Genomic DNA, 14343 nt, shown 5'->3' with positions numbered 1-14343 from the left:
GGTCCGTACCGGTGGGTGAAGAACACCACCGAGGACGGGAGTGACGGCGATGAGGGTGCAGCGCAGGCACGTGCTGGCAGCGAGTGTGGCGGTGCTCGCCGCGGTGGGCGTGTCGGTGGGGACCAGCTTCGGGTTCGCCGACACCGCCCCGGCACGGTCGTCGGTCTGCTCCGGATCGGTCACCTTCTCCGCGGAGGGCGGGGCGCCGGCGGCGACCAGCGACCGGTTCCCGGTGGGGACCCGGCTGCGGGTGACCAACCTGGACAACAACCGGGCGGCCACTGTGACGGTGACCGGCCCGTCGGGCAGTTGCGTGCTGCTCAACGCCGCTGCCATGGAGCTGGTCCGCGAGCCGGGCAAGAACGTGATCCGCCGCAACGTGGTGGAACGCGTCGACGGCGCGGCCCCGCCCGCCGGCGCTCCGGCCCCCGGCACGGTCCGTCCCGGCGTCGCGTCTCCCGGCGTGCCCGGCCCGGCGCCCCGGTCGGTGTGCTCCGGGGCGATCACCTTCTTCGAGGAGGCGGCCGGTCCGGCGGCGACCAGTGGGCAGTTCCCGGTGGGCACCCGGCTGCGGGTGACCAACCTGGACAACAACCGGGCGACCACTGTGACGGTCACCGGCCCGTCGGGCAGCTGCGTGCTGCTCAACTCCGCCGCCATGGAGCAGATCCGCGAGCCGGGCAAGAACCTGGTGCGCCGCAACACCGTCGAGGTGCTTCGCTGACATCGCCGGACGGGCCCGGCACACCCGGGCCCGTCGCCGGAGGGGCCCGTGCACCGGGCCCCTCCGCCGCTCACCCGAAGGCGGCGTCGAGGAGGTCCGCGCCTCGGGTGAGGTGCCCGTCGGAGATCACCAGCGGGGGCAGGAAGCGCAGCACGTTGCCGTACGTGCCGCAGGTCAGTGTGAGCAGGCCGGCGGCGTGACAGGCCGCCGAGATCGCCGCCGTGGCGGCCGGGTCGGGGGTGAGGGTGCCCGGCAGCACCAGCTCCACGGCGAGCATCGCGCCCCGCCCGCGTACCTCGGCGACCCGGGGATCCCGTTCGGCGATGGCCCGTAGCCGGGGGGCCAGCACCGACTCGATCCGTCGGGCCGCACCGGCCAGATCCAGCTCGCGCATGGTCTCGATGGTGGCCAGCGCGGCGGCGCAGGCGATCGGGTTGCCGCCGTACGTGCCGCCGAGCCCACCGACGTGCACCGCGTCCATCAGCTCGGCCCGACCGGTCACCGCGGCCAGCGGCAGACCACCGGCGATGCCCTTGGCCACTGTCACCAGGTCGGGTTCGACGCCCTCGTGCTGACAGGCGAACCAGTCACCGGTACGGCAGAAACCGGTCTGGATCTCGTCGGCGACGAAGACCACCCCGGCCGCCGTCGCCCACCCGCGCAACGCGGGCAGGAAACCCGGCGCGGGTACGACGAAGCCACCCTCGCCCTGGATCGGCTCGATCAGCAGCGCGGCGACGTTCTCCGCGCCGACCTGCTTCTCGATCATCTCGATCGACCGGGCCGCCGCCTCCGCGCCGGAGAGCCCACCATCACGCAGCGGGTACGACATCGGCACCCGGTAGATCTCCCCGGCGAACGGCCCGAACCGGTGCTTGTACGGCATGTTCTTCGCGGTCAACGCCATGGTCAGGTTGGTCCGGCCGTGGTACGCGTGGTCGAACACCACGACCGCCGGCCGCCCGGTGGCGTGCCGGGCAACCTTGACGGCGTTCTCCACCGCCTCCGCGCCGGAGTTGAACAACGCCGAGCGCTTCGCGAACCCGCCGGGCGTCACCGCGTTGAGCTGCTCGCACACCGCCACGTACGACTCGTACGGCGCGACCATGAAGCAGGTGTGGGTGAACCGCTCCACCTGCGCCCGGACCGCCTCGACCACCCTCGGGGCCGAGTTGCCCACGCTGGTCACGGCGATGCCGGCGGCGAAGTCGATCCACTCCCGGCCGTCCACGTCGGTGATCGTCCCGCCGGACGCCCTGTCCACGTAGGACGGGATCACACTGCCGACACCTCGGGCCACGGCGTCGCCGCGCCGCTTGTGCAGCTCCTCACTGGTCGGCATGGTTCAGCCCTCGATGTTGTGCATGACGTGCTTGATCCGGGTGTAGTCCTCCAGGCTGTAGACCGAGAGGTCCTTGCCGTGCCCGGAGTGCTTGAAGCCACCGTGCGGCATCTCGGAGACGAACGGGATGTGCGTGTTGACCCAGACGCAGCCGAAGTCGAGTCGACGGGTCATCCGCATGGCCCGGCCGTGGTCGCGCGTCCAGACCGACGCGGACAGGCCGTAGTCGACGCCGTTGGCCCAGCGCACCGCCTCGTCCTCGTCGGAGAAGCGCTGCACGGTGATGACCGGCCCGAACACCTCGTCCTGGATGATCTCGTCGGCCTGACGCAGCCCGGAGACCACTGTCGGCGCGTAGAAGTAGCCGCGTTCGCCCTGCCGGGACCCGCCGGTCTGGATCGCGGCGTGGTCCGGCAGGCGGTCCACGAAACCGCTGACCCGAGCGAGCTGGTTGGCGTTGTTCAGGGGACCGTAGAGCACGTCGGCGTCGTCCGGTGCGCCGGTCTTCGTGTTGCGGGCCTGCTCGGCGAGCGCCGCCACGAAGTCGTCGTGGACGCCGGGGCCGGCCAGCACCCGGGTGGCCGCCGTGCAGTCCTGCCCGGCGTTGAAGTAGCCGCCCATCGCGATGGCCTCGGCGGCCGCCGCCACGTCCGCGTCGTCGAAGATCACCACGGGGGCCTTGCCGCCCAACTCCAGGTGGGTGCGCTTCAGGTCGGGGGCCGCCGCGGCGGCCACCTCCATGCCCGCGCGGGTCGAGCCGGTGATCGACACCAGCTGCGGGGTCGGGTGCGACACGAGGGTACGACCGGTGTCCCGGTCGCCGCAGACCACGTTGAACACCCCCGGCGGGAAGAACTCGGCGGCGATCTCGGCGAGCAGCAGCGTCGACACCGGGGTGGTGTCCGACGGCTTGAGCACCACTGTGTTGCCGGCGGCGAGCGCGGGGGCGATCTTCCAGACCGCCATCATCAGCGGGTAGTTCCAGGGGGTTACCTGCGCGCAGACGCCGATCGGCTCACGCCGCACGTAGGAGGTGTGCCCGGCCAGGTACTCCCCGGCGGACCGCCCCTCCAACATCCGGGCGGCACCGGCGAAGAACCGGAACTGGTCCACCGCCGGGGGAAGCTCCTCCTCGGCGGTGAGCTGGCGGGGCTTGCCGGTGTTGCGCACCTCGGCGTCGACCAGCTCGGCGGCGCGCGCCTCCACGGCGTCGGCGAGCTTGAGCAGAGCCCGCTGCCGCTCGGCCGGGGTGACCTCCCGCCAGCTCTCGAAGGCGGTGGCGGCGGCGTTCATCGCCGCGTCCACGTCGGCGGCGCCGGAGACCGGGGCCTGGGCGAAGACCTCACCCGTGCAGGGGTCGACCAGGTCGGCGTAACCGCCATCGGACGGGTCGACGTAGGAGCCGTTGACGAAGTTGCGCAGCTGCTGCTGGTCACTCATGAGGGATCACTCCGAGGGGGCCGGGGGCGCGGTTCTGCGGCGGTTATCGCAATCTCTCTGCCATCTTCGCTACTGAATTCGCGGCAGACAAGGGTTATCGCGACTGTTTCCGTCGGCCAGTCGCTCGGCTACTCTGCTCCGCGTGGAGCCCGTACCCATCTTCGTCGCCTCCCGCCCCGCCACCGGCGAGGGTGAGTTGACAGTCCACCACCCGTACGACGGCCGCCCGGTGGGGCGTACCACAGTCGCCACGCCCGAGCAGGTCGACGCCGCCGTCGCCGCGGCGGCCGGTGTGGCCGCGCAGGCCGCGGCCCTGCCCGCGCACGCCCGCGCGGCGGCCCTCGACCACGTGTCCCGGCGGCTCGCCGAGCGCGCGGGCGAGATCGCCGCCCTGATCACCGCGGAGAACGGCAAGCCGCTCAAGTGGGCCCGCGCCGAGGTCGGGCGTGCGGTGTCGACGTTCCGGTGGGCCGCCGAGGAGGCCCGCCGCTTCTCCGGCGAGTTGCAACGACTCGACACCGACCCGGCCGCCGAGGGGCGGATCGCCCTGGTCCGCAGGGTGCCGCGCGGGCCGGTGCTGGGCATCACGCCGTTCAACTTCCCGCTCAACCTCGTCGCCCACAAGGTGGCGCCGGCCATCGCCGTCGGCGCGCCGATCATCGTCAAACCCGCGCCCGCGACGCCCCTGACCGCGCTGCTGCTCGGCGAGCTGCTGGCCGAGACCGACCTCCCGGCCGGGATGTTCTCGGTGCTGCCGCTGCCCAACGACCGCGCCGCCGAACTGGTCACCGAACCCCGGCTACCCGTGGTGTCGTTCACCGGCTCCGGGCCGGTCGGCGCGGCCATCCGCCGCGCCGCGCCCCAGAAGCACGTGACACTGGAGTTGGGCGGCAACGCCGCCGCGGTGCTCTGCGCGGACTGGACCGCCGACGAGGACCTGGACTTCGCCGCGCGGCGCATCGCGACGTTCGCCAACTACCAGGCCGGCCAGTCGTGCATCGCCGTCCAGCGGGTGTACGTGCACCACGCCGTGCACGCCGACTTCCTGCCCCGACTGGTGGCGGCGGTGCGGGGGCTGCGGACCGGTGACCCCGCGTCCGAGCTGACCGACGTCGGGCCGATGGTGTCCGAGGACGCGGCCCGCCGGGTCGAGACGTGGGTGGCCGAGGCGGTCGCCGCCGGCGGCACCGTCGAGGTGGGCGGCCTCCGCGACGGCGCGACCTACCCCCCGACCGTGCTCACCGGCGTGCCGGCGAACGCCAAGGTCGTGGCCGAGGAGGTGTTCGGGCCGGTGCTGGTGGTCACCCCGGTCGCCGACGACCAGGCCGCGTTCACAGCGGTCAACGACTCGGCGTACGGCTTGCAGGCCGGCGTCTTCACTCGGCGCCTGGACGCGGCCTTCGCCGCCGCCCGCGCGCTGGAGGTGGGCGGGGTGATCATCGGTGACGTGCCGTCGTACCGCGCCGACCAGATGCCCTACGGCGGAGTGAAGGGCAGCGGCGTCGGCCGGGAAGGGCTGCGCAGCGCGATGGACGACTACACCGAGGCGCGGGTCATGGTGCTGACCGGCCTCGCGCTCTAACTCGGGTCGGCCGGCCAGGTGCCGTCGTCGCGCACCCGGGCGGGTGCGCGGCCGAGCAGCAGGGTGGTCAGCGCGGCGTCGATGGTGTCGCCGAGGAACCACTCGCCGGCCTGGTCGAGCGCGAAGACCCGGCCGCGCTCGTCCACCGCCAGGATGCTGTCCTGCTGCTCGGTGCCGATCGGAAAGAGGCGTACGCCGAGCACCGCGCCGAAGTCCGCGAGGGTGTCGGCGGTGTGCGCGACGGTGTGCGGGCGGATGTCGAAACGGGAGATCCACACCTGCTCGCCCCGGCCGCGTCGCGCACCGACCAGGCTGGGGAACGCGGTGAGCGCCTCCACCGCGGCGGGAAAGACCTCGTGCCGATGGTTGCGCCCCGGCACCGACGTGACGTCCCGTACGGCGGCGGCGGCCATGATCTGATCCCCGATGTGTGGCTGCCAACCGGCCGCGACCAGTGCGTTCGCGACCTCCGCCGGGAACCGCCCAGGATCAGGGTCGGGTGCCTCCGGCGCGTTCCAGGTCTCGGTCCAGGCGCGAGTCGACTCCGGGAGGACGTTCGCCCGGACCAGGAAGGAGATGCACGAGTCGCAGGGCCGTTCGGCGGGCCCGCCAGCGGGGTCGCCCGGCTCACGGACCCGGAAGATCTCGAAGCGGGCCCCCTCCAGCAGCGCCGCCGCCTCGGCCCGCCCCATCGGCGCGATGCCCTCGGCGGCGCGGCGGTGGTCGTACTCGTGCAGGACGTCGGAGACCACGATCAGCTCGGCGTGCGCCGCCCCGCCGCGAACCAACTCACCGGGCGGCAGTTGGTCGAGATAGTCGCGGACAAGGGGGTGATGGTTGAGTGGCACGTCGGCCTTCGTGCCCTGGGCCGTCCAGATCCGTCCGTCGATGGTCAGGTGCGCGGCGGTGTTCGGGGTGGCACCCCGATGGATCTCCCGGACCAGCAGGCTCGACGGGTCGAGAGTGCGGAGGGCGGTCGGCCCGGGGGGCCGGCTACGCCGGTAGAGCTCGGCCACCACGGCGCTCGGCACCCGGGGCCAGGTGGTGACAGTGCCGGTCTGCTTGTCGATGACTGTCGTCGGCAGGTCACCCGGCACCGTGGGCACCTCGGTGGGCACGACGGACGTGATGACCCACCCCAGGTCGAACTCGTCGACCATCGCGGTGCACTCGTGGCCGAGACGCTGCGAGTCACGGCGGGCCCAGGTGGCGGCGAGCTGCTCGGCCTGTTGACGGTCGATCACGCTATGAAACTACCGGACTACACGGATCGATGGCGGCCGGTATTGTTTCGCTCTACCGACGGTGACGGGAGGGCGGCGGTGGGGGAACAGGCGGACCGGAGCGTCAATCGCGAGCTACGGGCCCGATTCGACGACGTCTATGGGCAATACCAGCAGCTCAGATCCAGTTTGGACACCCTCCAGACGCGACTCGCCGCGCTGCGGGTGACCCGCCGTTCGGCCGACGGGCAGGTGACGGTGACAGTTGGTGCGCAGGGCCAGGTGATCGAGGTCGAGCTGACGCCGGCCATCTACCGGGCCCGCGACGCCGACGCGCTCGGCCGAAAGGTCACCGAGACGATCCGGGCCGCCGCGACCGCCGCCGCCGACGCCACCCGCGACCTCGTCGCCGAGAGCATGCCGGCCGGCTCCGGGGCGACGGACTTCCTCAGGACCGGCGACTACGCCACGCTGCTCGGTCGGGCCGACGCCGTCCTCGGCACAGGTGAGGCGAAGCCATGACCGACGGGCAGCTCTGGCTTGATCCGTCCCGGGCCCGCCGGGGCGGTGCCGACCTGGCGCTCGCCGGCGAGGCGGTGACGGCCCGACGTGCGGCGGAGGGAGGCGCGATCGAGGCCGCCAGCGGTGCCCGGCCCTGGGGTCGCGACGACATCGGCGCCGCCTTCGAGCGCAACTACCGCGGGTTCGAGCAGACCGTGCTGCGGGCCTGGGCCGGCGTCGGGCACCGGCTCACCGAGCTGGGCAGCGACGTGGTCGAGGCGGTCGACGCGAGCGTGCAGACCGACGGGGCCAACGCCGCCCGGGTCGGCCGGGCCGCCGACCGGCGCTGACGGCCGACGAGCTGAGATGAGCGTGCTGCCGAGCCCCATCCCGCACCCCCTGGACCACGCGCCGTGGGACGTGCCCGGCTGGATCTACGAGGCACTCGACTGGGTGGTCGGCGTGCAGTGGCCGGACGGCAACGAGCGGGCCGTCTGGGACGTCGCCGACCAGTGGTACGCGGTCGCCTCCGTGCTCGCCGGGCCGCACGCCGACGCCGCCACCGCCGCCGTCGAGGTGCACAACGGGTACGGCGGCGTCGGAGCTTTCGACGCGGCGTTCGAGGCGGCCTGGCGGGGGATCGCCGAGAGCGCCGACGCCCCGCTGCCCGTGCTGCTCGCGGTCACGGCCGACCTGGGCCGACTGGTCGAGGAGTGCGGTTGCGACATCGAGGGCGCCAAGCTGGAAGTCTGGATCGAGCTGGGCATCCTGGTCATCGAGTTGCTCACCGTTGCGGTGGCGGCGGTGCTGACCGCCGGTGCGGCAACCCCGGCCGCCGGCGTGGCGATCACCGCGACCCGGCTGCTGGTCCAACAGATCTTCAAGCGGCTGATGGGCCAACTGGCCAGCAAGTCCCTCAAGCACGGGCTCAAGGAGGCCGGCGAGCGGGCCGCCAAGGAGGTCGCCCGAGGTGGCGCGCGTGGGCTCGCCAAGCGGGCCGCCCGGGGCGGGCTGGAGGAGGCCACCGAGGAGGCCGGGGTCACCCTGGCCACCCAGGCGTACCAGAACTCCACCGGGCGGGCACACGGCCTGGACCTGACCGATCTCGGCGCGTCGGCGGTGGGCGGGTTGGCCGGCGGGGCGGTGGCACCGCTGGCTGGCCTGGGCCGGCACGCCACCGGGCGGGCGGCGAAGGTCGGGGAGCACCTGGGGCGGGAGATGACCGGCGAGGTGCTCGCCGACAGCGCGGCGAGCCTGGCCACCGGTCAGGGCCTGACCTCGATGGAGGACGTGGCGCGCGCCGCCGCGTCCGGGGCCACCGGTTCGGCGACCGGGCAGACCGACCACGCGCTACGCGCCCGGCTCGACGCGCAGGCCAACGCCCTCACCGGAGCATCGTTCACGGGCCCCTCCCTTCCGCCAGTGTTGCCCGTCGCGGGGGATGCGGCCGCTACCGGAGCAGCTCCCTCCTTCGGGGTCTCGTCTGCCGCGAGTGCTTCTTCCGCAGGGGCTGTCGGCGGTGTGGCTTCGGGTGGTCTGGTGACGGCTGCGGGCGTTCCGATGCAGGCGACGGAGGCTGTCGCCGCCACTACGCCGGACCAGCTGGCTGCGCCGACGCCACCGATTGCCGAGCAGTCACGAGGAGCCGGGCCGGCGTCTCCGGTCGTGCCCGAGGTGCACACGTCGTCCCCGACACCGGTTGGCGCGCTGTCCGACGTGGACGTGGCGCACAGTCCGGTCGGCGCCTCCGAGACGGATGGGTCGTTCGGCGACAGAGCGGGCGTCCCGCACCCGGTCACGGCCGACCCCGTGCTGTCGGCGGCGACCACCAACCCGGCCACGTCGACGGTAGGCGATCCGAGTCAATCTGTGGTGGGTGCTGATCCGAGGCTCTCGTCGGCGTCCGCGCCCGTGGTCGGTCCCCTCGAATCGGGCAGCGGGCCGGCTGCCACCGGTGTGCCGCCGGTCCAGCCCGGCAGTTCCCCGCACGTCACCACCTCCGGATCGACCGCCTGGCCTCCGGCGACCGGCCCCTCCGCACCGACCGCCTGGCCTCCGGCGACCGGCCCCTCCGCACCAACGATCACCCCAGGCCCGGCGGCACCGATCACCTTCGGCGCCCCGACGACCGCCAACGGGCCGCTGCCCGTCGCCTCCACCCCACCGGTGGTGGGTCGATTCACCGTGCCGGCGCGTGTCCCGACCCGGCAGACGCCCGCACCGGTGCGCGCGCCCGACCATCCCGCCCGGGGAAGGGCGTCGATCCCCGTCGACGTGGCCGCGTTCGGTGCCCCGTCGGTGCGCGAGCCCGAAACCGACGACGCGTACGCGGCGCAGTGGGCCGCAGCAGCCGAAGCCGCCGAGCGGCGGCGCTACCAGGACCACTACGAGTCGCTGCGGATCGGGTTCGAGAACAACCGCCGGCAGGCCGAGGCCGCCCGACTGCGCACCCGTGCCGTGGAGCACGATCGCCGAGCCGTCGAGTACGCCACCTACGCCCGCCAACTGCACCAGGCCGGCAACCGGCAGTGGGCCGACGGCTGGCAGCGCGCCGCGAACGAGGAAGCACGCGCGTACTCCGAATGGCGTGACCTGGCAGACGCGGTGCTGGCCGGCACCACGGCCCCGCCGGTCGTGGACATCAGCGCCACCTTCGAGCACGCCAACCGGGACGTGGGCGCGCTCGCGCTCGGCGCGGTGGAGACCACCGGCCCGTCCAGGCTCACCGGCGACGACGATCCGCCGCCGATCGACGACTCCCGGCCGTACGGGCAGCCCGGAGGACTCCGGCCACCGCTCGCCCTGCACCAGGTCGACGTCGAACGACAGATGCCCCGTGGACCGGACGGCACCGTCACCCGCACCGCCGACCCCCGACACGGCGGCTGGTTCGGGCTGCTCAACGACGGCGGTCCCGTGGCCGACGCCACCCGGGGCATCAACTGCCTGGACTGCACACTGTCGCTGTTCGAGACGTGGGTGCACGGGCGCCCCCGCGTGTCGGCGCCACGAACCTTCGACGGCTACCTCGACGGTGACATCCGGCGCCCCATCCGTGGCGAGGCGGGCGGCCCGGGCCGGGTGGAGGACGTGACCGGCGGGCGCTTCCAGAAACTCCTCGCACCGGCGTCCGGCCAACGCACGGACTCCGCACAGGCGCGGCAGGCCGCCGACCGGGGCTACCGCAACCTGCACGACCAACTGCTGCTGGGCGGGCACGGCAGCTACTCGTTCCTGGTCACCGAGTGGGCGCACGGCGGTTCGCACGCCTGGGTGGCGCTCAACCAGAACGGCACAGTGCTCTACGTGGACCCACAGAACGGCGTGGTCCGGGACCGGCCGCTCTACCCCGACGTGGTCGGCATCGACGCGCTGGTGCTGAGCGGAGACGGCCGACCGATGCCGCTCGGCGGACTGCCCCGGGGCCGGTTCAGCGAACGGCCCGACCTGCCGGATCACCCGCCGACACACGACGACGGCGGCCACGGCGATCCGTACATCAACCGGATGTACCTGCTCCTCGACGGCCCGGGCTCGGCCCCGCCGTCGCCCGACGCCAACGTTCCAGCGAGCGCCGATCTCAGCCAGCCCACACCGGATGGCGGTAGTGCCCGCACCGTTCTGTCGGCCAACAGTGTGGACGACGTCTTCGCGGCGGGGGTGACTCCCGTTGAGTTTGCGACGGCGGTCGACAGCCCCACCCTTCGTCGGCTGGTTCCGGGCCTGGACGAAGCGTCGGCACGGGATCTCGTGCGACTGTTCGCCGACGACCGGGTCCGGGACATGCTCGACGCCGCCCGACGAGAGCCGCCCCCGAACGAGCCCGACCTGGCCGAGCGGTTGGTACGGCAGTTGGTGCAGCAGCCGGACCTGGCGCGCATGATCCAGTCCACGCCTGAACTCGCGGCGTCGCTGACGTCCCGTCCGCTGACCCTGTATCACCTGGCCAGCCATCAGCAGGCAATCGACGTCCTCGCCGAGGTGCTGGACGACGTCGCCCAGCAGGAGGCGACGCGACAGGATTCGGACCGCCGGGAAGTACCCCCACCAGAGCCGACACCCCTCACCAGCGAGCAGCTGACGATCAGCGCAAGCATCCAGGTGCGTCGGGGACCGGTGGTGCAGGCAGGGTTCGACGAGGCCAGACGGAACGACGCTGGCTACCGGAAGCGCTACCTCGACGGTCTCTACTCGGCGGCGGTAGAGGCGCAGGTCGACCTGAATCAGCTTGCGGTATCCCTAGCCCAGGTCGATGGTCTCCGTGTCGGTGAGCCCGGCTGGCGTCCTCAGCCCAAGGATCGTCGTCGAGCTGAGGACAAGGTGTCCAAACACCAGGGCGATGCGTCCAAGCTGCTCGACCTGGCCGCCGCGAAGGTCGAGTTCCGCAACCTCGACGACCTCTACGCGGCCTTCGGACGGGTCAACGGCTACCCCGGCATCGTCGTTGTGAGCTGTGAAGATCGGTTCCTGTCACCAATGAGTAGTGGCTATCGGGACGTGCAAATCGTGCTGCGGATGCGGAACGGTCACCTAGCCGAATTTCGCCTCCACCTGGCTGCGCTTGACGCCGTCGCTGTCTGGGAGCATGTGCTTTATGAGGTCCGAAGGGACGTGGAGGCCCTTGCCGAGGAGGAAGGCCGAGCCCTGACGCCTCGAGAGCGAGCGATCACAGATGGCATTCGCCTTCGTGAGCAACAGCTGTTCTGGACGGCATTACAGTCAACCTTCGAGGAGAAGTCTGAATGACCAAGATGCCGGGTCTGGTGCTTCCCTCCTACTACCTCTACTACCAATCGCCAGTGAAGATCGTCGAGACTCCCGACGGCGGTGCCAGGGTCTGGCGGCTGTCTATTGACTCTGGTGGTTGGCATGAGAAGAACGACATCTTTGTTGAAGTGACCCTAGGCGTCGGAGGTGACATCTTTCGGCGCACCGCAGAGGACTTCGTGCAGGAGGTCGAGGCATTCCGGGCGCACTATCTCAAGGGTGAAGGGCCGATCTTCGCGCTCTACGAGACGGTGCGTTCGATCGAGCTTCTGGCGGACGCTGAGGCGCGTCACGAGACGCCGAAGGAGCAGGCGCTCATTCGTGGGATTCGGCAGCGGACGTTCGTCATGTTCGAGGAGCAGCTTCGCGCGGCCGGTGATCCTGGCGCGGACCCCGACGTCGGGAGAGCGAAGTAGGCGTGGGCTTGCCTGAGCGTGGGAGCGATCGGCGGGGCCCTGGTGGGGCCGAATAAGATCGACGCATGGCGAAATCTGGTACGCAGAGCGTCAGGTCGACTGTCTGGGCCTGGCCGGTCGGCCTCCTGATCGGTCTGGCGATCGGTATCCCCGTGTTCGGTGCGAAGGGTGGCGTTGCCTTCGGTATCGCCTTCTGTACTGCCTTCGCCCTCGGCCTGGGTGCGATCAGGGGCCGGGCCGGCGGTGATCCTGCCCAGGATGGCGGGGCCACCGGAGATGGCGTCGGTGCTTCAGGCCGAGGGTGATCGACTCCGGTTCATTGATGTCGGGGCATCCAGGCCGGCGGGACCACCCGACTTCCGTGAAGCCGAGTGGATCATGGAGCGCGCCGCGCGCGCCGCACGCGCCGGGCAGTGTTGCCGAGGCGGTGGCCGTACAGGAGGAGTTGCGGCCGCTTGTCGACCTGGTCGGGCCGGGGCCGAGCGCGCCTGCGACGGTGGCGGGCCTGGACGTCGCGTACGCCGAGGGTGGTGACCTGCTGGCGGCGGCAGTGACGGTGCTGGACGCCCGGACCCTGGCGGTGGTGGACTCCGCGGTCGGTGTGGGGCGACCCGCGTTCGATTATGTGCCGGGGTTGTTCGCCTTCCGTGAGCTGCCCGCGTTGCTCGCTGCGCTCGACCGGCTGACGACCATCCCGGACCTGCTGGTCTGCGACGGGCACGGGCTGGCCCATCCGCGCCGTTTCGGGCTCGCCTGCCACCTGGGGGTGGTCACCGGGTTACCCGCGATCGGCGTGGCGAAGACGCCACTGGTCGGGGCGTGGGATCCGCCGTCCGCCGAGCGGGGCGGCTGGTCATCGTTGCGCGACGGTGGTGAGGTCGTCGGTCGGGTGCTGCGGACCCGCGACGGGGTGAAGCCGGTCTTCGTCAGCGTCGGCCATCGGATGAGCCTGGAGAACGCGGCGGCGCAGGTGCTCGCGTTGACGCCGCGCTACCGGCTGCCGGAGACCACCCGCACCGCCGACCGGCTGTGCCGTGACGCCCTCGCCGAGGCGGAGCGCGCCCGCTGATTGGCTGGTCAGCCCAGCCGCCGGGAGGTCGGCGGGAGGGGTGGTAAACCGTAACGCCGCACACATGCGGGGCGCTCTATGACCGGTGGGACAGGTGGGCCGGTAGTAGCCTGGCCGGCGGACCCCACCCGGGGAGAACGGCGAGGTAATCATGACAGTGCGTCGACGCGTGGCACGGCTCGCGGCGGTCTGCGGTCTTGCGGGCGGCCTGGTGATGCTCGGTGCGTCACCGGCGCTGGCCGACCAGGACTCGGTCCGGGTGGGCGCGGCCAGCAGCTTCGCCGCCGGTGGTTCCGCGCAGGGGGTGAACGTCGCGGTGCGCAAGCGCACCGACGGGTGTGTCCTGCTGCGTACCGCGCTGGGCTTCAGCCTGCAGGGCCTCCAGCCGAACCAGGTGGCGGTCGAGGTCAACGCGGGCGGGCGCTGGTTCCCGGTGGCCGTCACCGGCGGCACCGGCACCGTGTCGACAGCGCAGACGTCACCCTTGAAGCCGACCCTGTGCAAGGGCAAGGGCATCACGGTGCGCTACCGGGTGGCGTTCGCGGCGGGTTCGCCGGGCGGCCGTCTCGTGGTCACGGGCGTGGGCATCAGCGCCTCCGGCCAGACGCTGGGTCGCGCCACCGACGCGGCGCGGCTGACCGGAGCGCGGGTCACTCCGTCGCCGACTCCGTCGCGGTCGAAGACGCCGTCGCCGACTCCGAGCCCGACCGAGGTCGCGACAGTCGACGAGGCGGTGAACCCGGCGGCGCAGGGCGGCGTCTCCGCGGCGCCGAGCACCACGGCGACCGCCGCCGAGTCGTCCGGGGGAGGATCGCCGGTGATGTACTTCGGCATTGTGCTGGTGGCGGTCGGACTGCTGCTCATCGTGCTGCTGTTCCGTCGCTCGCGGCAGGACCGCAAGCCGTCCGACGAGGCGCCCGACACCCTGCCGGGCAACCCCGGCGGCACCACCTACCGGGCCGGGGGTGGGTTGCCGGCCGCGCCCGGTCGCCCCGGTCAGGTGTACGGCCAGCAGCCGCCGGCCGCCGCCTGGGGTGGCGCGGTGCCGTCACCGCGTCCCGCCGCCGGCGGGGTTTACGGTGCCCGGCCGGACACCCCCGCCCCGGAGGCCACCCAGCCGATGCCGGGCCGGCCTGACGGCCGCCCGAAGCCCGGTGACCCGCCCACCGACGGTGACGGCCACACCGTGTTCATCCCCCGCCTCCCCGGCTGAGCGGAGGACGGCCCGGCCCTCCGTTAGGCTCAGGATCGGTGTCTAACCCGCGGCCAAGGAGTGGAA

The 14343-nt window shown here is 72.3% G+C and carries 11 protein-coding genes; 8 read left to right on the top strand and 3 right to left on the bottom strand.

From position 1 onward, the window contains the following. Positions 1–49 precede the first annotated feature (49 nt). The gene (locus ABZU43_RS06840) at positions 50–724 is read left to right on the top strand and encodes a hypothetical protein (protein ID WP_355005578.1); all 675 of its coding nucleotides are present in this window, start codon (positions 50–52) and stop codon (positions 722–724) included. 70 nt (positions 725–794) lie between these two features. On the opposite strand, the gene gabT is transcribed toward ABZU43_RS06840, so the two are convergent. Both gabT and ABZU43_RS06830 read right to left on the bottom strand, forming a co-directional pair. Beyond that, positions 795–2066, bottom strand: coding sequence for a 4-aminobutyrate--2-oxoglutarate transaminase (gene gabT, locus ABZU43_RS06835; protein WP_355005577.1), 1272 nt, complete (start codon positions 2064–2066; stop codon positions 795–797). A 3-nt stretch (positions 2067–2069) separates the two neighbouring features. Then, the gene (locus ABZU43_RS06830) at positions 2070–3506 is read right to left on the bottom strand and encodes a gamma-aminobutyraldehyde dehydrogenase (protein WP_355005576.1); all 1437 of its coding nucleotides are present in this window, start codon (positions 3504–3506) and stop codon (positions 2070–2072) included. A gap of 142 nt (positions 3507–3648) precedes the next feature. On the opposite strand from ABZU43_RS06830, the gene ABZU43_RS06825 reads away from it, so the two are divergent. Continuing rightward, complete coding sequence (locus ABZU43_RS06825) at positions 3649–5088, top strand: aldehyde dehydrogenase family protein (RefSeq protein WP_355005575.1); 1440 nt, start codon at positions 3649–3651, stop codon at positions 5086–5088. Here ABZU43_RS06825 and ABZU43_RS06820 read toward each other — a convergent pair. Next, positions 5085–6332, bottom strand: coding sequence for an SUKH-3 domain-containing protein (locus tag ABZU43_RS06820; protein ID WP_355005574.1), 1248 nt, complete (start codon positions 6330–6332; stop codon positions 5085–5087). The two genes, ABZU43_RS06825 and ABZU43_RS06820, sit on opposite strands and share 4 nt — an antisense overlap. A 78-nt stretch (positions 6333–6410) precedes the next feature. Between ABZU43_RS06820 and ABZU43_RS06815 the strand changes: the two genes are divergently transcribed. From ABZU43_RS06815 to ABZU43_RS06790, 6 genes are all read left to right on the top strand, one after another. Beyond that, positions 6411–6833: a YbaB/EbfC family nucleoid-associated protein gene (locus tag ABZU43_RS06815; RefSeq protein ID WP_355005573.1), complete on the top strand. Its 423-nt coding sequence runs from the start codon at positions 6411–6413 to the stop codon at positions 6831–6833. Then, positions 6830–7162, top strand: a complete 333-nt coding sequence (locus ABZU43_RS06810; protein WP_355005572.1) for a hypothetical protein — start codon at positions 6830–6832, stop codon at positions 7160–7162. The genes ABZU43_RS06815 and ABZU43_RS06810 overlap by 4 nt, the downstream gene beginning before the upstream one ends. A 16-nt stretch (positions 7163–7178) precedes the next feature. Next, positions 7179–11558: a toxin glutamine deamidase domain-containing protein gene (locus ABZU43_RS06805; RefSeq protein ID WP_355005571.1), complete on the top strand. Its 4380-nt coding sequence runs from the start codon at positions 7179–7181 to the stop codon at positions 11556–11558. Continuing rightward, positions 11555–11995 carry a hypothetical protein gene (locus ABZU43_RS06800; protein WP_355005570.1) on the top strand — a complete coding sequence of 147 codons (441 nt, stop codon included), beginning with the start codon at positions 11555–11557 and terminating at the stop codon, positions 11993–11995. The genes ABZU43_RS06805 and ABZU43_RS06800 overlap by 4 nt, the downstream gene beginning before the upstream one ends. Positions 11996–12317: 322 nt before the next feature. Continuing rightward, complete coding sequence (gene nfi, locus ABZU43_RS06795; protein WP_355005569.1) at positions 12318–13064, top strand: deoxyribonuclease V; 747 nt, start codon at positions 12318–12320, stop codon at positions 13062–13064. A gap of 151 nt (positions 13065–13215) precedes the next feature. After that, entirely contained in the window at positions 13216–14277 is a 1062-nt protein-coding gene (locus tag ABZU43_RS06790) for a hypothetical protein (protein ID WP_355005568.1), read from the top strand. Positions 14278–14343 lie beyond the last annotated feature (66 nt).

This window comes from Micromonospora sp. NPDC005205, from assembly GCF_040608275.1.
Classification (GTDB): domain Bacteria; phylum Actinomycetota; class Actinomycetes; order Mycobacteriales; family Micromonosporaceae; genus Micromonospora.
The sequence above is the reverse complement of the archived record's forward strand: the minus strand, read 5'-3'. Positions and strand labels throughout refer to the sequence as shown.